Below are 19714 nucleotides of genomic sequence, written 5' to 3'. Positions count from 1 at the left end.
CTGTTCTTGCTTATTCTTTGGGAAATTCCAGGCCCATCTCGCGATAGCGATCGGGATCGTCGCCCCAGTTCTCGCGCACCTTGACGAACAGGAACAGGTGCACTGGCACGCCGAGGATCTCACTAATCTCCTTGCGCGAGTCCGCGCCGATCGACTTGATGGTGGCGCCGCCCTTGCCGAGCACGATCTTGCGCTGGCTTTCGCGCTCGACGAAGATCGTCTGCTCGATCCGCACCGACTTGTCCTTGCGCTCCTCCCACTTGTCGGTCTCGACCGTGGACTGGTAGGGCAATTCCTGGTGCAGCTTGCGATAGATCTTTTCGCGCGTGATCTCGGCCGCCAGGTGCCGCATCGGCGCGTCCGACATCTGGTCCTCGGGATAGAGGAACGGCCCCGGCGGCACCATCTCGGCAAGCGTATCCCTGAGATCATCGACGCCGTCGCCGGAGATCGCCGCGATCATGAAGGTCTTGGCGAACGGCATGCGCTCGTTGGCGGCCTGCGCCAGCGCCAGCAGCTTCTCGCGCTGGACCAGGTCGACCTTGTTGATCACCAGGATCTTCTCGTGATTGACGCTGGCCACCTTGGCGAGGATCGCCTCGGCCTCCTCGTCGATGCCGGTCTTGGCATCCAGCAGCACGCAGACGAGGTCGGCGTCATGCGCCCCGCTCCAGGCGGTCGAGACCATGGCGCGGTCCAGCCTGCGCTTGGGCGAGAAGATGCCGGGCGTGTCGACCAGGATGATCTGCGCATTGTTCTCGATGACGATGCCGCGGATCAGCGCGCGCGTGGTCTGCACCTTGCGCGAGACGATAGTGACCTTAGCGCCGACCAGCGCGTTGACCAGCGTGGACTTGCCGACATTCGGTGCGCCAATGAGCGCAACGAAGCCGCAGCGCGTCGCAGCGGGCGCCTCGCCGCTTGCTTCAACCGTCATTGCCGCCGCCAACGCCTTCACGTTCGATCATCACCGAGGCCGCCACCTTCTCTGCCGCGCGCTTGCTGCCGCCGATACCCTCGGCCGGCGCCAGTCCCGGCAGGTCCACCGCGACGCGGAACTGCGGATCGTGATGCGGGCCGGTGCGCTCGACCTCGCGGTAAACCGGCGTCGGCAGGCCCTTCCCCTGCGCCCATTCCTGGAGCACGGTCTTGGGATCGCGCAACGGACGCCGCGGCTTGTGCATGCGCTCGGTCCAGTTGCGCTTGACGAATTCGGCCGCCGCCGCATGGCCGCCGTCGAGGAAAATGGCGCCGATCACGGCCTCGCAGATGTCGCCGAGCACGCTCTTGCGCAGGCGGGCGTCGGCGCTGGGGCCGACCGAGCCGAGCTTGATGTCGTCGAGCAGCCCGAGCGATTTTGCGACGTCCGCGCAGCTCTCCTTGCGCACCAGTTCGGCGAGCCGCTTGGACAGCTCGCCTTCGTCGGCGTTCGGGAAGGCATGGTAGAGCATGTCGGAAACGACCAGCCCGAGCACGTGGTCGCCGAGGAATTCCAGCCGCTGATAGCTGTCGCCGCGCTTGCGCCCGGACTTCAGCGCCGAGACATGCGTGATCGCCTGGATCAGCTGGTTCGGATCCGCAAAGCTATAACCAATGCGCGCCTCGAGTGCCGCATTCGCGTCAGTCGCCTTGGCCTTGCGTACCCGCTTCTTCTTCGCAGGCGTCTTCGGTGCAGCTTCGCCCTCAGGAGCGGCTTGCGCCTCGATAGGTTGGGTCGCGATGTCCTTGGCTTCGTCTTTCATCGGACGATTTTGAAGAAGCGATTCCAGCGCACCGCCCACGGCCAGCGCCAGAACATCCAGGCATGCTCGCCTTCGGCGATGGAGAAGAAGATCATCTGGGCACGGCCGATCAAATTCTCCTGCGGCACATAGCCGACCTGGCCGAGGAAGCGGCTGTCGGTGGAATTGTCGCGATTGTCGCCCATCATGAAGAAATGGCCTGCTGGCACCGTGTAGACGTTGGTGGTGTCCATGTAGCCGTTGTCGGCGCAATCCAGCGTCTCATAGGACACGCCGTTCGGCAGCGTTTCCTTCCAGCGCTTCACCCGGGAGATGCCGCCGCCTTCGGAGCCGCACGGATCCTCGCCGACATATTCGCTCATGCGCTGCCGCTCGACCGGGGTGTCGTTGATGTAGAGCAGCCCGTCCTTCATCTGGACGCGGTCACCGGGAAGCCCGATCACGCGCTTGATGTAGTCGGTGGAATCGTCCTTGGGCAGGCGAAACACGACGATGTCGCCGCGGTTCGGGTCCGAGCCCCAGAGCCGCCCCGAGAACAGCGGCGGCGAGAACGGGATCGAGTAGTGGCTATAGCCGTAGGAATATTTCGAGACGAACAGATAGTCGCCGACCAGCAGCGTCGCCTTCATCGAGCCGGACGGAATGTTGAACGGCTGGAACAGAAAAGTGCGGATCACGAGCGCGATCAGGAGAGCGTGGATTACGACCCGGATCGTTTCGCCGACGCCGCTTTCAGTTTTCGTTCCCGAAGTCACGCTCATTGCTCTCTCAATTCCGGCCGGCGGTCACAGAGCGCCCTCCTCCCGCGAACAGCCCATCGCTTCGCGGCCCAAGGAGATTGTCCTGATTCTGATAATGAGGGCCAATTCCGGCGTAAAGCCGAATTCGCCCAGCCTGATTTGCGTCCGCGGACTTTTAGACGGTTGTCGAAGACCACGCAATCAAGGATCGCATCAAAACTGCATAAGATATTGATCTTTAACAAGAATTATAAAATGACCCCGGAACGGTCAGGGCTTGGCCAGCGGAACGGCTGAAATGATGACGAAGGCCTGTGCGAGCGGCCAGTCATCGGTGATCGACAGGTCGATCCGCGCCTCGAAGCCAGCAGGCGTCAGGGCCTGGAGCCGAGCCAGGGCACCGCCGGTCAGCTGCATGGTCGGCCGTCCCCCGGGCAGGTTGACCACCCCCATGTCGCGCCACCAGACGCCGAGCCTGATGCCGGTGCCGAGCGCCTTCGAGCAGGCCTCCTTGGCGGCAAAGCGCTTGGCATAGGTCGCCACCACCATCTTCTCGTTCTTGGCGCGGCGCTCCGCCTTGGCCCGCTCAGCCGCGGTGAAGATGCGGTCGAGGAAACGCTCGCCGTGGCGCTCGATCACCTTGCCGACGCGGGTGATGTCGATCAGGTCGGAGCCGATGCCGATGATCATGCCCGGCTCCGTCCGCGGTCCATCGCCGCGCGCATGCTGCGCACCGTCTCGGCAAGACCGACGAACAGCGCCTCGCCGATCATGTAGTAGCCGATGTTGAGCTCCATGATTTCGGGCAGAGCCGCGATCGTCTCCGCCGTCGCATAGTCGAGCCCGTGGCCGGCGTGGACCTCCAGCCCCGCTTCCTTCGCCAGCTTCACGCCCGCCACGATCCGCTGCCATTCGGCGTCGGCCTTCTCGGTGTGGCCATCGACCACGGCGTCGCACCAGGCGCCGGTGTGGATCTCGATCACCGGCGCACGCAGCCGCGCCGCCATCTCGATCTGCGCGGGGTCGGCGGCGATGAACAGCGAGACGCGGATGCCGGCATCGTTCAGCCGCGCGATGTAGGGCGCGAGCGCATTGTGCTGGCCGACCACATCCAGTCCACCCTCGGTCGTCACCTCCTGCCGGCGCTCCGGCACGAGGCACACCGCATGCGGACTGGTGGCGAGCGAGATGCGCATCATGTCGTCGGTCGCTGCCATCTCGAAATTGAGCGGCTTGGAGATCTCGGCCTTCAGCCGCGCCATGTCCTCGTCGCGGATATGCCGGCGATCCTCGCGCAGATGCGCGGTGATGCCGTCGGCGCCGGCCTCGATCGCCAGCAGCGCGGCGCGCACCGGATCGGGATTGCGGCCGCCGCGCGCGTTACGCAGGGTCGCGACATGGTCGACATTGACGCCGAGGCGGAGCGGAGAAGCGGGCATTGCAAGGCTCACAAAGGTAACATTTCTCAACTTGTCATGCGCGGGCCTGACCCGCGCATCCATCCTCTTCGAAGAGATGGGTTGCCGGGTCAAGCCCGGCAACGACGAGCTTCATCCATTAACACGTTCGACGCGGGCGACGACCGCCTTCGCGCGCAACTGGGCCAGGATCGCGCTCAGGTGCTTCAGGTCGTAGACTTCGAGATCGATCGTCGTCTCCGTGAAGTCCGGAGAGCGGCGCTGCATGCTGATGTTGTCGATGTTGCCGTCGTGCTCGGCGATCACGGTCGCGATCTGCGCGAGCGCGCCGGGCTCGTTGACGTTCTCGACCCTGATACGGGCCGGGAAGCGCTGCGGCGCGGTGTCCTCGATGTCCCAGCGCACGTCGAGCCAGCGCTCCGGCTCCTCCTCGAAATCCTTCAGCGCCGGCGCCTGGATCGGGTAGATGGTGATGCCCTCGCCCGGCGTGACGATGCCGACGATGCGATCGCCGGGCACCGCGCCGCCGTTCGGCGCGAACTTCACCGGCAGGTCGGAATTGATGCCGCGGATCGGGATCGCGACCGGGGTTCGCGGCGGCTCGGAGGCCGCCTTCTCCTTGAGCTTGGCGGCGAGCCCCTTCTTGATGCCGTAGCGGGCGACGCGCTCCTCCTTGTAGTCGGGATACATCGCGCGCGCGACGTGTGAGGCCTTGATCTCGCCGCGCCCCACGGCCGCCATGACGTCCTCGATCGAGGTGCGCGCAAGCCGCGGCAGCGCACCCTTGAGCTTGTCGTCGGCGTATTCGATCTTGGCGCGCTCGAACAGGCGCTCGACGATGCGCCGGCCGAGACCGACATATTGGTCGCGCACGGCGGTGCGCGTGGCGCGGCGGATCGCGGCGCGCGCCTTGCCGGTGACCGCGAGCGTTTCCCAGGCCGAAGGCGGCGCCGATTGCGCCTCCGAGGTCAGCACCTCGACCTCGTCGCCGTTCTGTAACTCCGACGACAGCGGCGAGAACTTGCCGTTGATCTTGCAGCCCACCGCGCTATTGCCGACGTCGGTATGCACCGCATAGGCGAAGTCGATCACGTTGGCATGGCGCGGCAGCGCGATCAGCTTGCCCTTCGGGGTGAAGCAGAACACCTGGTCGTGGAACAGCTCGAGCTTGGTGTGCTCGAGGAATTCCTCGGGGTTGGCACTCTCCGAGAGGATTCCGACGGTGTGGCGCAGCCAGGCGAACGCGTTGGATTCGCGCTTGAGGAACTCGGTCGGCGAGCCCGCGCCTTCCTTGTAGAACACGTGCGCGGCGATACCGCGCTCGGCGATCTGGTCCATCGCCTCGGTGCGGATCTGGAGCTCGGCGCGCTGGTTGCCCGGACCGATCACGGTGGTGTGTATCGAGCGGTAGTCGTTCTGCTTCGGCGTCGAGATGTAGTCCTTGAAACGCCCCGGCACGACCGGCCAGGTGGTGTGGACGATTCCGAGCGCGCGGTAGCAGGCCTCGACGTCGTTCACGACGACACGGAAGCCGAAGATGTCGGACAACTGCTCGAAGCCGACCGATTTGCGTTCCATCTTGGTCCAGATCGAGAACGGCTTCTTGCGGCGGCCATAGACCCGCGCGCCAAGGCCCCGGTGGCGCAGATTGTTGGAGAGCTGGGCCTCGATCTCGCCGATCAGATTGCGGTTGCGCTCGGCGAGCGCATCGAGCCGCTGCATCACCACCGAATAGGCCTCGGGGTCGAGCGTGCGGAAGGACAGATCCTCCAGCTCCTCGCGCATTTCCTGCATGCCCATGCGGCCGGCGAGCGGCGCGTAGATGTCGAGCGTCTCCTCGGCAATGCGCCTGCGCGATTCCGTCGGCACGAATTCCAGCGTGCGCATGTTGTGCAGGCGGTCGGCGAGCTTCACCAGGAGCACGCGGACATCGTCGGCAATCGCCAGCAACAATTTGCGCAGGTTCTCGGCCTGCTTGGCCTCGCGCGACACCAGCTCCAGCCGCTTCAGCTTGGTCAGGCCCTCGACCAGCGCGCCGATCTCGGGCCCGAAGATCTGGTCGATCTCGGCCCGCGTCGCTTCGGTGTCCTCGATCGTGTCGTGCAGCAGCGCGGCCACGATGGTGGCGTCGTCGAGCTTCAGGTCGGTGAGAATCGCCGCCACTTCGAGCGGATGCGAGAAGTACGGATCGCCCGAGGCCCGCGTCTGCGAGCCGTGGGCCTTCATGGCGTAGACATAGGCGCGGTTCAGCAGATCTTCGTTGGTGTTGGGATTGTAGGACCTGACGCGCTCGACGAGGTCATATTGACGCATCATGCGCGCACGCGGCTTGGCCGGGCGTGCCACCGGCGCAGTCGGGGCCACGGCAACCGATTCGGTTGCGGCCTGCATCTGCGTTGGTCTGCGGCGTCGATACACCATGCCGTCCTGCCTTCAAACGGACCTCAGGCGGCCCGTTGTATACATCTTAGCTCCGATCCCGCGCGCGTCCGATCAATTCGGTGACAGGCGCGCAGCGCGAACCGGCAACACTATGGTAACCACGAAAACGCCAACAAAAGCAAAGGCCCGAACACAGGTTCGGGCCTTTGATAAGATCACAAGAATTCGACGATTGCGACGGGACGATCTACTCGTCTTCCTCGGGCTGCTCTTCCGGCGGCGCGAGGCCTTCGAGGCCCTTCAGGAGCTCCTCTTCGGTCATGCGCTCAACGGCAACTTCGGTATCGTCCGCATCGACGCTGGCGCCGGCGGAACCGATCAGCGGCACCGTGTCGGGCTCGGGCTCGTCGACCTCGACGAACTTCTGGAGCGAGTGCACCAGCTCCTCGCGGAGGTCCTCCGGAGAGATGGTCTGGTCCGCAATTTCACGCAGAGACACAACAGGGTTCTTGTCGTTATCGCGGTCAACCGTTAGTTGTGAACCCGACGAAATCATGCGGGCACGGTGGGCGGCCAGCAGGACCAGGTCAAACCGGTTATCGACCTTGTCGATGCAATCTTCTACGGTGACGCGAGCCATGGACTGTCGCTCCGTTGTGGGTGGGACGAAATATGTGGATGATTGGGGCTAGTTATAGGGACCAAGACAATTTCGCAAGGCCAATTTGTGATTTGGCCTCGCCAAATGGCTCTGCTACCCCCACATTGGGGCTGGGATGGGCGATTTCCAGGGCTGCCATTGAGGGCGGCCCCGGGTGTTTGAGAGTTCGCCATAACTATACCTTGATTGCCCCGACTTCTCCGGATTTGCGGTTTCGACGGGTTTCGGCGGCACTCTAGAACTGCGCGGCCTGCTGCAGCGCCAACAATAAACGATCAATCACGAGCACTTCGCGAGCAAACTGAATGTCACCTTCTCCTACCAACAAGATCGCGCTCTTCATCGACGGGGCCAATCTCTACGCGACGGCGAAAACTCTGGGCTTCGATATCGACTACAAGCGCCTGCTGAAGGAGTTTCAGAGCCGGGGGACGCTGTTGCGGGCGTTCTACTACACCGCCATCATCGAGGATCAGGAATACTCCTCGATCCGCCCGCTGATCGACTGGCTGGACTACAACGGCTACACCGTCGTCACCAAGGCGACCAAGGAGTTCATCGACGCCTCCGGCCGTCGCAAGGTCAAGGGCAACATGGACATCGAGCTCGCCGTGGACGCCATGGAGCTCGCCGAGCACATCGACCAGATGGTGCTGTTCTCCGGTGACGGCGACTTCCGCTCCCTGGTCGAGGCCGTCCAGCGCCGCGGCGTGCGGGTCACGGTGGTCTCGACCATCGCCAGCCAGCCGCCGATGATCGCCGACGAGCTGCGCCGCCAGGCCGACGTCTTCACCGACCTCGTCGAGCTGCAGTCCAAGCTCGGCCGCGACCCGTCCGAACGCCCCGCCCCGCGCGATCGCGGCGATCGCGAGGCCCGCCACCACGCCCCGCAATTCCTCCAGCGCGCAACCACGATGGCGCCGAGGGGCGATGACGACTTTGAGGAGTGAGGCGGCCCGGTCAGGCCGCCAGCCCCCCACCCTCGTCCCCGACCGTGACTGTCCGCTCTGTCCGCGCCTGGTCGCCTTTCGCGAGGCGAACCGCGCGCGCGAGCCGTCCTGGCACAACGCCCCGGTCGCGCCCTTCGGTGACATCAAGGCGCGTCTCCTGATCGTTGGCCTCGCTCCGGGCATGCAGGGCGCCAACCGCACCGGCCGTCCCTTCACCGGCGACTACGCCGGCGACCTGCTCTACGCCACGCTGCTCGAATACGGCTTTGCCAAGGGAACCTACCAGGCGCGTCCCGATGACGGGCTGAAGCTGGTCGACTGCCGCATCGCCAATGCCGTGCATTGCGTTCCGCCGCAGAACAAGCCGCTGCCGGTCGAGATCAACACCTGCCGCCAGTTCCTCGCGGCAAATCTCGCGACGATGCCGAAGCTGCGCGCGATCGTCGCGCTTGGACGCATTGCTCACGACACGGTGCTCAAGCCGCTGAACCTGAAGGCCTCGCAAGCCCCCTTCGGCCACGGCGCGGTGCATCAGGCCGGCGCGTTCAGGCTCTACGACAGCTATCACTGCTCGCGCTACAACACGAACACCGGCGTGCTGACGCCGGACATGTTCCGGTCCGTGTTCGCGAAGGTGAAGGCCGACCTGGATTAGCCCTTGGACTAGCCTTTGACGGGATTGGCCTTCAGCCAGTCCAGGACATCGCCGGCGTTCCGGTCGGGCGGAAACACCGGATAGAACACGTGCGTGACCTTGGCGTCGTCGATGATCAGCGCAAGGCGCTTGATCAGCGTCAGGCCTGCGACCTCCATGGTCGGCAGTTTGAGGGCGCTCGTCAGCGCCAGCTTCTCGTCCGACAGCACCGGAAACGGCAGATGCAGGCGCGATGCCATCTCGGTCTGGTATGCGTTGCTCTGGGTCGAGAGGCCGAACACTTGAGCGGCGCCGGCGGCCTTCAGCTCGGCGAACAGATCGCGAAACGCACAGGTCTGCGGCGTGCAGCCGCGCGCGCCCGGGATCATATCCCAATCGTCAACCAGCGAGATCTTGCCGGGCTCGCCGGTGCGGGGATAGGCGAACACCACGGTTCGGCCGGAGAGCGCCGACAGCATGACTAATGTGTCGTCGGTCGCGAGCAGGCCGATCGCGGGTAGCGTCATGCCCGGCAGATGCGCGGCGCCGCCATCATCAACCGGCGCCGGAATCTTGCTCCAGTCGACCTCGAGCAGGTTCTTCTGATTCATCCCGCTATCCCCTCGCCCTGAGCAGGCGGCCCTTCTCCCGGCTCCAGTCGCGCTTCTTCTCGGTCTCGCGCTTGTCGTGCAGCTTCTTGCCTTTGGCAACCGCCAGCTGCAGCTTGGCCCGGCCGCGCTCGTTGAAGTAGAGCTTGAGCGGGATCAGCGTCATGCCCTCGCGGTCCACCGCGCCGATCAGCTTGTTGATCTGCCGGCGATGGAGCAGCAGCTTTCGCGGCCGTTTGGGCTCGTGGTTGAAGCGGTTGCCCTGGAGGTATTCGGGAATGGTGGCGTTGATCAGCCAGATCTCGCCGTTCTTCGAGTCGGCGTAGGATTCCGCGATCGTGCTCTTGCCGTTGCGGATCGACTTGACCTCGGTGCCGGTCAGCGCAATGCCCGCCTCGATCGTATCCTCGATCGCATAGTTGAAGCGGGCCTTGCGATTTTCCGCCATGACCTTGATCGGTCGTTCGTTCTTATCGGCCATGACCTTCAAAAACCTGGCAAAAAAACCCGAGTGAGATACGCGCGGACGCTAACAGTTTGGGTGAAGCGCGCGCGTCAAGACTTCTTGAGGAGATCGCGGATCTCGGTGAGCAGCTCGACCTCGGCCGACGGCTTCGGTGGAGCGGCCGGTGCAGCCTCCTCCTTGCGCTTCAGCGTGTTGATGGCGCGGATCACCAGGAACAGCACGAAGGCAATGATGATGAAGTTGATCGTCAGCGTGAGGAAGCTGCCCCAAGCCAAGACCGCGCCTTGCTTTTTGGCATCCGCTAAGTTGGTGGCGGTGACCGCTTTCGACAAGGGGGTGAAGTAGTTCGAGAAGTCGAGGCCGCCGGTGACGGCGCCGATCAACGGCATGATCACGTCGCCGACCAGCGAAGTGACGATCGCACCGAAGGCCGCGCCGATGATGACGCCGACCGCGAGATCGACGACGTTGCCCTTCATGGCGAATTCGCGGAACTCCTTGAGCATCCGCCTGCCCGTTTGATCGACCCCGCTCATGAAAGGCTCCCCGGAAAGGCTGCCGCGTCAGTTGATCAGGCCGGCGTGCACCATGGCGCTGCGCACGGCAACGCGCGTCGGCTCCGACACCGGCACCATCGGCAGCCGCAGCGTCTCGTCGAGCTTGCCGAGCAGCGACATCGCGTACTTGATCGGCGCCGGATTGCTCTCGATGAAGAGGTTGTTGTGCAGCGGCATCAGCTTGTCGTGCAGCTTCAGCGCGGTGGCGTGATCGCCCTTCTGCCAGGCGGTGTGGAACTCCGAGCACAGCCGCGGCGCGACGTTCGAGGTCACCGAGATGCAGCCATGGCCGCCATGGGCCATGTAGCCGAGGATGGTCGCATCCTCGCCCGAGAGCTGGTTGAAGTCCTCGCCCATCGCCGCACGCTGCTGCGACACGCGGACCATGCTGGCGGTAGCGTCCTTGACGCCGGCGATGTTCTTCAGCTCCCACAGCCGCTTCATGGTGTCGACCGACATGTCGATCACCGAGCGCGGCGGGATGTTGTAGATGATGATCGGAATCCCGATCGCATCGTTGATCGCCTTGAAGTGCTGGTACATCCCTTCCTGGGTCGGCTTGTTGTAGTAGGGCGTCACCACCAGCACGGCGTCCGCGCCCGCCTTCTCGGCGTGCTGGGCCAGCTCGATCGCCTCCTTGGTCGAGTTGGAGCCGGCACCGGCAACGACCGGCACGCGGCCCTTGGCCTCCTCGATGCACCACTCGACGACCTTCTTGTGCTCGTCATGGCTGAGTGTCGGGCTCTCGCCGGTCGTGCCGACCGGGACCAGGCCGTTGGTGCCCTCGGAAATCTGCCAGTTGACCAGGGAGCGGAACGCCGCCTCGTCGAGCGAGCCGTTCTTGAACGGCGTGACCAAGGCGGTGAACGACCCCCGGAATTTCGTCTTGGCTGCCATGGACTTCCTCCGTACGCGGCGAGTTTTGAGAGCAAGCCCCATTCATATCGGGTCTATCCCGCCGGTAAAAGGGCCGCTCCCGTGCGACGCACCGTTTAGGCCGCGATTTTGCCGCGGTGATGGTGCAAACCCGCCCGCGGTAAGCGGCTGTTGGTATTTTGTCCGCATATTCAATCAAATTCAGCTAGATCTTGAGCCACTTGACTGATTCGGGGCGACGAAACGCCGTGACCTCATTTCCTCGTGCCACATGGCGATCCACCGGTCTGGTCGTGTGCCTGATGGCAGGCCTGTCGGTCGGCTGCGCCGCCTGGGCCAAGTCCAATGAGACACCTGCCGAAGGCGCCAAGGACACCGCGAAGCCAGCCGCCAAGGACGCCACGAAGGGATCCGGCAAAGGATCGGCCAAGGACACAACGAAGGACACAGCGAAGGAAACAGCCAAGGGAACCGGCAAGGACACAGCGAAGGGCGCGAGCAAGGGGGCGGCTGGCGCCCCGGCCAAGGATGCCGCGAAGAAACCGGCCCAGAATGCCGGCAAGGGTGCTGGCAAGGAACCCGCCAAGGACAAGCCCAAGCCTGCGGCAGCGATGCCCGCGCCGAAATCGCAGCCGACCGCCAACGGCTCAGCCCCCAAGGCCGCCCCCGCGCCGGCCGCAACGGCCACCGTCAGACCTGCCGCCGCTCCGACCGCCAAACCGATCGCAGCTCCCGTGCTGGCTCCCGCGACCCGCCAGCACGCTACGCCGCGCAAGCCGGTCACGCCGGCCGCGGTCGCTGCGACCTCCTCGACGTCGCAAGCCGACAAGGACACGCTCGAGAACGTCATCGACCTCGTGCGCAAGCGCAAGGCGGCCGACGCCACCAATTACGCTGCCTCGATCTCGGATCCCGTTGCGCGAAAGCTCGCCGAATGGATCATCCTGCGCAGCGAGGACAACGGCGCGACCGTGGAACGCTACCGCGCCTTCCTCTCCGCCAATCCAAGCTGGCCGTCTCAGACCTTCCTGCGCCGCCGGCTCGAGGCTGCGATGTGGGACGACAGGCGCGATGATTCAGTTGCGTGGTCATGGTTCGAGAACGAATCCCCAGTGTCCGCCAAGGGCCGCTTCACGCTCGCCAAAGCGATGCTGGCGCGCGGCGACCGCGCCAATGCCGAGCGGCTGGTGCGCGAGGCCTGGCGCAGCGATCCGATGTCGGAGGACACCGAGAACAACGCGCTCGACCAGTTCGGCGCCCTGCTGACGCCGGGCGACCAGAAGGCGCGGATGGACACCCTGCTCTACGGCAGCGAGAACGAGGCCGCGCTGCGTGCCGCAAAACGTCTCGGCGCCGGCTATGTCGCGCTCGCCAAGGCCCGCATCGCCGCCGTCAAGAAGGCGCCGAACGCGCACGCCTTGCTCGACGCGGTGCCGCGCGAGCTGCACAACGATCCCGGCTTCATCTTCAGCAAGATCCAGCTGCTGCGCCGCGAGGAGAAGTTTGCGGAAGCGGCCCAGCTCATGCTGTCGGCGCCGAAGGATCCGAACCGGCTCTACAATCTCGACGAATGGTGGATCGAGCGGCGCCTCCTCGCGCGCAAGATGATCGATACCGAGGAATTCCGCAGCGCCTATCTGATCGCGCGCGATGCGGCGCTGCCCTCGCGTGACATCTACAAGACCGAGCAGGAGTTCACCGCCGGCTGGATCGCGCTGCGCTTCCTCAACGATCCCGCCACCGCCACCCAGCATTTTGCCCGCATCGGCGTCGGCAGCGTCAATCCGACCGCGCTGGCGCGCGCCGGCTATTGGCAGGGTCGCGCCGCGGAAGCCGCTGGCCGTCAGCAGGAGGCGCGCAATGCCTATGCGCGGGCCGCCGAGCAGTCCACGAGCTATTACGGCCAGCTCGCACGCGCCAAGCTCAGTCTGCCGCAGATAGAGCTCAACAGTCAGCCGCGCGGCCGTGGCGCCGAACGGCTGGAGATCGTGCGCGCCGCGCAGCTGCTCTACGAGCTCGACGAACGCGAGATGGCGGTGCCCATGCTCGCCGACATGGGCGAGAACGGAGATCCCGAGGCGCTGGCCGGCCTCGGCGAGCTGACCCAGCGCCACAGCGATGCGCGCGGCATGCTGCTGCTCGGCAAGGCCGCGCTCAACCGCGGCCTGCCGTTCGACTTCTACGCCTATCCCGTCAACGGCATCCCGCAGTTCACGCCGATCGGCCCCGAGGTCGAGCGCAGCATCGTCTATGCGATCGCGCGGCAGGAGAGCGCATTCAATCCCTCGGTGGTCTCGCCGGCGCAGGCCTATGGGCTGATGCAGGTGACACCGGACGCCGCACGCTATGTCTGCAAGCGGCACGGCGCGACTTACGATCTCGGGCGGCTGAAGAACGATTCGGTCTACAACGCCACGCTCGGCTCGGCCGAGCTCGGCGGACTGCTCGAGGATTATCGCGGCTCCTACATCATGACCTTTGCCGCCTACAATGCCGGCCGCGGTAGCGTGAAGAAGTGGGTCGACCGGTACGGCGATCCGCGCGATCCCAAGGTCGATGCGGTGGACTGGGTTGAGCTCATTCCATTCTCCGAGACGCGCAACTACGTGCAGCGGATCATGGAGAACCTTCAGGTCTACCGCGCCCGCTTCGGCGGCGGCACGCGGTTGCAGATCGAGGCCGATTTGCGCCGCGGCACCGGCAGCGTGGAATAGCGGGGCTTGATCGACCCGGCTTGGTCCTGAGCCCTGGCAGCGATGCAGCAAAGGTTCGGGGTAGAATGTCGTGACGGGGCGGACGGCCCCGCCATAGGGCTGGAACAAGCATGACCAACAGCAGTTGGTTAGCCCTCACGAACCCGGAGAGATCTCATGTCCCGCGTGGTCGGTGTGCCCATGTTCGCAGCCGTGGCCTTGTCCGGCTTGGTCGTTGCCGGCTCGCCCGCCCACGGCAAGAATCGTCACCATTCCCAGCCGCAGGCAACCGGCATTCAGGATCGTTATTGCCTGCAAGGACGGCGTTGGGGCTACCCTGGCAACTGCCTGTTTTCCACCTACAACCAGTGTATGGCGACTGCTTCGGGCACGATCGATTCCTGCGGTTTGAATCCAACCTACGCCTTCCAGGAATGGAAGGGACCCAGGTGATAGTCTGATCGCGCTCGTTGAGGCGGTCAGATCACACGGAAGCTGCGGGCCCGATTTCGCAGAGGATTTCGATTCTCACCCGGCCGGCGCGGACCGGCCGCGGGGAGCGCGAGCCGGACCGGCTGAATCCGGCGGGGACCAATATGGGTTGGCCATGCACATCGCCGACAACCCCATCGCGGCAGCCCTGCAGTCTTCCCACGATAGGTAGCTGCAGTAGGTCCTGCTGCTGCCGCCCCACTCCCATTTCTGGAGGCACACGGGATAGCGGGGATCCAGGGGTTCAGCGGCCGCCGGCGCGAAAAACGGGGTGAGCGCAGCGACCATGGATGCCGCACCCAGCACGCTCAGCACCCGTCTCCAGATCCTCGAAGAATTCACGCTCAGAAACTCCCGTACCGCGTGCAGACGAACGATCTGCCTTTTAGACGGTCTCCGCGAGACCCACAAAGAAAAACCCCGGCAGTTTCCTGCCGGGGTTCGCAGATCAGTCAGACGACCGATCTTAGAAGTTGCGTTGAGCGCGGAGGAGCAACTGGAGGTTGCCCTGATCCTTCAGCTCGTAGGTGGCGACGGGCTTCGCAACCGCGGCGTTCCCCGTGGCAGCACCCGTGATCGTGCCCGAGTACTTCTGGTCGAGCCAGACGTAGCTCAGGTCGGCAGTGAAGGCCAGGTTCTTGACCGGGGTCCAGACCACGTTGCCGCCGACAACCGCGAGGTTGAAGTCCGGGTTACACGTGGCAGTGGCGGCGCCGAAGGCGGCGACGAAGTTGGCGCAGATCAGAGCCTTGCCCGTGTCGCCGTAGCGAAGCGAAGCATAAGCACCGTAGATCGACGAAGCCCAGTTCGGGGACCAGTTGTGGGTGTAACCACCGCGGAAGCCCCAGGTCTTGACCGTGTCGATACCGGTGCCGGTACCGAAGACGCCATCAGCGAGACCGGCGAAGCCGAGGCTCTGATAGGCGATGCCGCTGCCACCGTAGATGTAGATGTTCTGCGGGAACAGGCTCTGGAAGTTGTAGCGGGTCGCACCGTCGGTGTAGACGGCCTGCAAGTTGATCGAGTCACCCGCACCAGTCGGGATGTTCTTGATCGACAAGGCACCCTGCACCGCAAAGCCCCACTTGTCGTCGGGATGGCCGGTCGGCTCCGTCGTGCCGTAGTAGGCAGTGTGGAGTTCGTGCGCGGCAACCGAGAACTGGGCGAGACCCCAGGCCTGGTCAACGCGAACCTGACCGACGATGTCGGGCGTACGCGTGCCACCCCAATCGTTGGTGCCGTAGATGCCCTGGATGAAGGCAGCGCCAGCAGCCGAAGCCGAGGTGAAGCCGCTGAGACCACCAGCAGTGATGCTGGCGTTATAGAGGTTCGTCTGGCCGCCAGCGGCGGTCGTCAGGTCCTGCAACGCCACCGAAGCGGTGATGCCCTGGCCGAAATCAGCCGTGTACGCAACCTGGTTCACACCGGTCACGTTGTTGCTGCCGCCCGGAAGGAAGTCGGGACCACCAGCCGGATAGCTCTGCCACGGTGCGTCGAAGATCGAGACGGTGCGGCCGAAGGTGAAACCAGCGAACTGGATGAACGCATGGTAGAGGCCGAGCGTCGCCGAGCCGGTCGAGAACGCCGACGGGTTGCTGGCGGTGGTCGCCTGGCTATCCCAGGAGAAGATCATATCGGCGTAGGTGCGCACCACGCCATACTCGGTCGCCGTCCGCGTATCGACGGTGAAGTCCATACGAGCGCGGCTCTGGTAGTAGTTGTCCAGACGGTTGTTAGCACCGCCGGGAGCGCCCTGGCCGATGCCGTAGTCGCTGTTCGTGTTCCCCAGCATGTCCGCACGGACGTAGCCGCCGAACTTGATGCAGGTGTCAGTGCCCGGCATGTAGTAGAAACCGGCTCCGTACAGGGAGCAGATCTTCACGTATTCGACCGCCTTGGCCTTCACGGGAAGATCGGCTGCCTGAGCTCCGCCAACGGCGATCAGACCCGCCGCCGTACCGAGCAAAAGGCTCTTAAAGTTCATGTTAAACCTCCAAGTTTGCTCTATAGGGAAGGTTCCGGATCCGCTGGGTGACGACACCCTAAGGTTGGTTCCCTTGTCCCTTGTAACCACCGCTTAGCCGCTTCGCGCTTTCGGACACACCCGCTGAAAACGCGAGGGACTTAAGCGAACCACCTAGAACGGGACGACCTCGGGATGCCCCCCTCCGTCGCTCGCTCACAATTACTGAACGTCTTTGCACACACAACAAAAGAACGCTTCGGACCGGGCCTCAAACACGTGTTTTCCGATGGGTGTTGCACAAATAACACGCAGTTGTGATCGACGGCGCCCGCGTAACAGACTGAAAAACATAGAGAAATTTCTCTGGTTCCAGCCGCCTTGAAAAATCCCCGGTTTGGGCACCGCTCTCCATGGCGCTGCTGCGCCTCTGTCCCACTCGAATCGAGCAGCCGAATCCCCGCCGAATCTGTGCGGCCGCTCCTTCAGGCAAAAAGCCGAATAGTCACATGGAACACGGCTGGGAACATCGAGAACCAGGCATCGGCTACTCGCGGCTCGATCCGGATCAACCGATCGGCCGGTGTTCCAACCATCAGACGGATCGTACCGAGGACACCTCGATGTGATCGGGCGGCAATCCGGCGCGATACCGCCGAACCATGGCCTCAAACGCTTGTTCCAGGTTTCGGGCAAGCAGAGACGTATCGAACAGCGGCATCGTATGACGACGCTTTTCCAGAGTTTCCCTGATGCCGCGGAGCTTCTCGCGATCTAGCGCCAGTTCAATCGCGCGTTCTTCATATTCATCGCGAGAATGCGTGATGAGTTCGACCAATCCGAGAGCATGCAGCAGGCTGGCTGCGACCCGGCCCGCATAGGTTTCTCCGGCCAGCGTCAGCACGGGCAGGCCGGCCCAGAGAGCGTCGCCTGCGGTGGTGTGGGCATTGTACGGCAGCGCGTCCAGGAACAGGTCTGCCAGGCCGTGACGCGCCAGGTGATCCGCCGTCGAGGCAACGCGCGTCGCAAAGACCAGGCGCTGGGGATCGATGCCGCTTGCCTCGGCCGCTCTCCGCAAATTGGATTTTGCGACATCCTGGAGATCGGAAAGCCAGACGACGGAGCCGTCGACCTCCTTCAGGATGCGCATCCAGCTCCCAAAGGTCGCAGGATTGAGTTTGTAGGCGTTGTTGAAAGCGCAGAAGACGACGCCTTCGGCAGGCAATCCCTGCGCTCGCCTGTCGAGCCCGGCATGCGAGATCGCGCGTCCCTCGGCATCGTGCGGCATGAAGCAATGCGGCAGCCAGGCGACCTTCTCTGAAAAGTGCTTGCGGTCCTCGGCAGGAATGACCCGCTCGTCGGCGATCACATAATCCAGCAATCCTCCGCCGACGGTGCCGGCAAAGCCGAGATAACCTGCGAGAATTGGAGCTGGCCGCTGCGCGAGAACAGCGAGCCGCGCTCCGAGCGTATGCCCCATCAGGTCCACGAGGATGTCGATTTTGGCCGCCTTGATGCAGCCCATGATTTCATCGTCGCTCCGCTCGAAGAGATCGGTAAACTGGTCGAAGCTCCGCTCCAATCGCGCGCGCAGATCGCTGTCGTCGGTCGGGCCGATCGAGAAACCATGCGTTTCAAATCGGGTGCGATCGTGGGCCTCGAAAAGACCTGCGGCCAGATAGCTGACCGGATGGGTGCGAAAATCCCCCGACAGGTAACCGACGCGGATCTTGTCGGCCTGAACGGGAACAGCGTCGACGGATTTGCGCGCGGCAAGACCAAGCATCCTTTCGATCCAGAAATCGGCGCTTCGTCGCTGGTCCTCGGCCGATGCCGCAATCGAGAGCAGCGCAAACGGCTGACAGCCCCCCTCGCCCGCACGAATGGATGCGATCAAGCGCGTTCTTTCAGCCTCTATCTCTGTCCAGTCGCAGCAATTCAGCTTCGAATAGAGCCTCGCGCCTTCCACCCCGGGCAGGTCGCGATTGAGCGAGAACGCCCTGTCGAAGGCCGCGAACGCGTCGTCGTGGCGACGAAGGTTGGCGAAGATATTCCCTCGCCCGAACCAGGCCTCCGCCAGGTCGGACCTGATGGACAGCGCCTTGTCGTAGCCGTCGAGCGCCTCCCCGTAGCGCTTGACGTCGGCGAAAACATTGCCTCGGCCCAGCCAGGCTTCCGCCCGGTCCGGCGCGATGGAGAGCGCCTTGTCGTAGGCGGCGAGCGCATCATCGTGACGCCGCAGATCCAGGAAGACATTGCCGCGGCCGAGCCAGGCTTCGGCCGAATTCGCTTTGCTCGAGAGCACCGCGTCGTAGAGCGCGAGGGCATCGTCGTGGCGCTTGAGGGCCGTGAAGACGTTGCCGCGGCCAACCACGGCTTGGATCGAATCCGGCTTGATCGAGAGTGCTTTGCCGTAGGCCGTGAGCGCTTCGTCATAGCGCTTGAGATCCGCGTTGACGTTGCCCCGGCCAAGCCAGGCGGCCGCCGATTGAGGGGCGATGCCGAGTGCGCGGTCGTAGGACGCGTCGGCATCCGCGTAGCGCCTGAGCTCGTACAGGACATTGCCCCTGCCGATCCAGCCCTCCGCCAGATCGCCCCTGATGGAGAGTGCACTGTCGTAGGCGGCAAGAGCCTCGTCGCGGCGCCCGCCACGAGCCAGCGCCGTGCCGCGGCCGAGCCAGGCTTCCACCAGTTCGGGCCTGACGGAGAGCACCCGGTCATAGGCGGCCAACGCCTCGGCATGGCGCCCGAGTTCGAGCAGCGACTTGCCCTTGTTCGCATGAGCGTCGGCGTAGTTCGGATCGAGGGCAATCGATCTGTCGAAGTCGGATATGGCCGCTTCGTATTGGCCGAGATCGTTGCAGGCTACGCCGCGGTTGTTCCAGCTCTCGCGCACATTTGGATTGAGCCGCAAGGCCCTGGTGAATTGCTCGTGCGCGAGTGCGGGCTTACCGAGCTGCTTCGCGATCAGCCCGTAATTGTAGAAGGAAACATCCGATCCCTGGTTGAGCTTGACGGCGCGCGCGATGAATGGCTCGGCCTCGGCGAACCGGTTCGTGTTCACCAGAACGATTGTCAGCAGGTTGAGCGCAGGCACATGCGACGGCTCGGACTTGATGACCCGCCTGAAGCCCTCTTCGGCCTTCTTGAGATCGCGCGCATTGAGGGCCGAGAGCGCCTCATTGAAGATTGCTGCAATGTTCTTCATCGACGGGAACACACCCCTTGCACGGCGACCCACTACGTCCACGGATCGACGTCGCGCTCAGCACCCAAACCATGCCCATATCCGCCCAATCGAGCGAAAGACCGGTGAAGTACCTCACGCCGGCTCGGTTGAACATACGCCGGACGCCATGTTTTCTCGGGCAAGGTGCAGGGGACATGGTCCATTGGGCCGGGAGGACCTCGGCAGAGCCGGATTTGACGGTTCCGGCCTCCCTTACGGCGATTCGCCGAGCTGCAAACCAGCCGCCGCGGACCATGCGGGATGGCAACGCCGGGGATGCTCCGCCCTTCAGCCCATCCGGGC

18 protein-coding genes are annotated in these 19714 nt (G+C 64.2%); 4 read left to right on the top strand and 14 right to left on the bottom strand.

The genetic code is table 11. The features are described 5' to 3' along the window. Positions 1–10: 10 nt before the first annotated feature. The 7 genes from era to rpoZ form a co-directional block, all read right to left on the bottom strand. A complete protein-coding gene (era, locus tag XI08_RS23580; RefSeq protein ID WP_271576146.1) occupies positions 11–937 on the bottom strand; it encodes a GTPase Era in 927 nt (308 codons plus the stop codon). Then, positions 927–1742, bottom strand: a complete 816-nt coding sequence (rnc, locus tag XI08_RS23575) for a ribonuclease III (RefSeq protein ID WP_027547163.1) — start codon at positions 1740–1742, stop codon at positions 927–929. Before rnc ends, era begins: the two co-directional genes overlap by 11 nt. Continuing rightward, positions 1739–2503, bottom strand: a complete 765-nt coding sequence (lepB, locus tag XI08_RS23570) for a signal peptidase I (RefSeq protein WP_011087823.1) — start codon at positions 2501–2503, stop codon at positions 1739–1741. Before lepB ends, rnc begins: the two co-directional genes overlap by 4 nt. Positions 2504–2752: 249 nt before the next feature. Further along, a complete protein-coding gene (gene acpS / locus XI08_RS23565; protein ID WP_027547164.1) occupies positions 2753–3172 on the bottom strand; it encodes a holo-ACP synthase in 420 nt (139 codons plus the stop codon). Next, positions 3169–3921, bottom strand: a complete 753-nt coding sequence (locus tag XI08_RS23560) for a pyridoxine 5'-phosphate synthase (protein ID WP_271576145.1) — start codon at positions 3919–3921, stop codon at positions 3169–3171. Before XI08_RS23560 ends, acpS begins: the two co-directional genes overlap by 4 nt. 111 nt (positions 3922–4032) lie before the next feature. Then, entirely contained in the window at positions 4033–6321 is a 2289-nt protein-coding gene (locus XI08_RS23555) for a RelA/SpoT family protein (RefSeq protein WP_027547166.1), read from the bottom strand. A 208-nt stretch (positions 6322–6529) separates the two neighbouring features. Then, entirely contained in the window at positions 6530–6922 is a 393-nt protein-coding gene (gene rpoZ, locus XI08_RS23550; protein ID WP_027522935.1) for a DNA-directed RNA polymerase subunit omega, read from the bottom strand. Between the two features lie 326 nt (positions 6923–7248). Here rpoZ and XI08_RS23545 point away from each other — a divergent pair, with 326 nt between their 5' ends. Continuing rightward, a complete protein-coding gene (locus XI08_RS23545; protein ID WP_092193220.1) occupies positions 7249–7893 on the top strand; it encodes a LabA-like NYN domain-containing protein in 645 nt (214 codons plus the stop codon). Continuing rightward, complete coding sequence (locus XI08_RS23540; RefSeq protein ID WP_271576144.1) at positions 7874–8548, top strand: uracil-DNA glycosylase; 675 nt, start codon at positions 7874–7876, stop codon at positions 8546–8548. Before XI08_RS23545 ends, XI08_RS23540 begins: the two co-directional genes overlap by 20 nt. Positions 8549–8556: 8 nt before the next feature. Here XI08_RS23540 and XI08_RS23535 read toward each other — a convergent pair whose 3' ends face one another. The 4 genes from XI08_RS23535 to dapA form a co-directional block, all read right to left on the bottom strand. Beyond that, positions 8557–9138 carry a peroxiredoxin gene (locus XI08_RS23535; RefSeq protein WP_271576143.1) on the bottom strand — a complete coding sequence of 194 codons (582 nt, stop codon included), beginning with the start codon at positions 9136–9138 and terminating at the stop codon, positions 8557–8559. 4 nt (positions 9139–9142) lie between these two features. Then, entirely contained in the window at positions 9143–9616 is a 474-nt protein-coding gene (gene smpB, locus XI08_RS23530) for an SsrA-binding protein SmpB (protein WP_011087830.1), read from the bottom strand. 74 nt (positions 9617–9690) lie between these two features. Further along, positions 9691–10107, bottom strand: a complete 417-nt coding sequence (gene mscL, locus XI08_RS23525; protein WP_027547170.1) for a large conductance mechanosensitive channel protein MscL — start codon at positions 10105–10107, stop codon at positions 9691–9693. A 57-nt stretch (positions 10108–10164) separates the two neighbouring features. Then, complete coding sequence (gene dapA / locus XI08_RS23520) at positions 10165–11055, bottom strand: 4-hydroxy-tetrahydrodipicolinate synthase (RefSeq protein WP_271576142.1); 891 nt, start codon at positions 11053–11055, stop codon at positions 10165–10167. Between the two features lie 281 nt (positions 11056–11336). On the opposite strand from dapA, the gene XI08_RS23515 reads away from it, so the two are divergent. Then, positions 11337–13748: a lytic transglycosylase domain-containing protein gene (locus XI08_RS23515; protein WP_271576163.1), complete on the top strand. Its 2412-nt coding sequence runs from the start codon at positions 11337–11339 to the stop codon at positions 13746–13748. A 156-nt stretch (positions 13749–13904) separates the two neighbouring features. Continuing rightward, on the top strand, positions 13905–14180 hold the full coding sequence (locus XI08_RS23510) for a DUF3551 domain-containing protein (RefSeq protein WP_271576141.1): 276 nt from the start codon (positions 13905–13907) through the stop codon (positions 14178–14180). A 75-nt stretch (positions 14181–14255) separates the two neighbouring features. Here XI08_RS23510 and XI08_RS23505 read toward each other — a convergent pair whose 3' ends face one another. The 3 genes from XI08_RS23505 to XI08_RS23495 form a co-directional block, all read right to left on the bottom strand. Continuing rightward, positions 14256–14525 (bottom strand): DUF3551 domain-containing protein, encoded by a 270-nt coding sequence (locus XI08_RS23505; protein ID WP_333928036.1) that lies wholly within the window; start codon positions 14523–14525, stop codon positions 14256–14258. Between the two features lie 160 nt (positions 14526–14685). Next, the gene (locus tag XI08_RS23500; RefSeq protein ID WP_271576140.1) at positions 14686–16203 is read right to left on the bottom strand and encodes a porin; all 1518 of its coding nucleotides are present in this window, start codon (positions 16201–16203) and stop codon (positions 14686–14688) included. 574 nt (positions 16204–16777) lie between these two features. Next, on the bottom strand, positions 16778–19390 hold the full coding sequence (locus XI08_RS23495) for a tetratricopeptide repeat protein (RefSeq protein WP_271576139.1): 2613 nt from the start codon (positions 19388–19390) through the stop codon (positions 16778–16780). Between the last annotated feature and the right edge of the window lie 324 nt (positions 19391–19714).

It is taken from the genome of Bradyrhizobium sp. CCBAU 11361 (assembly GCF_028128935.1).
Lineage (GTDB): Bacteria > Pseudomonadota > Alphaproteobacteria > Rhizobiales > Xanthobacteraceae > Bradyrhizobium > Bradyrhizobium niftali.
The sequence above is the reverse complement of the archived record's forward strand: the minus strand, read 5'-3'. Positions and strand labels throughout refer to the sequence as shown.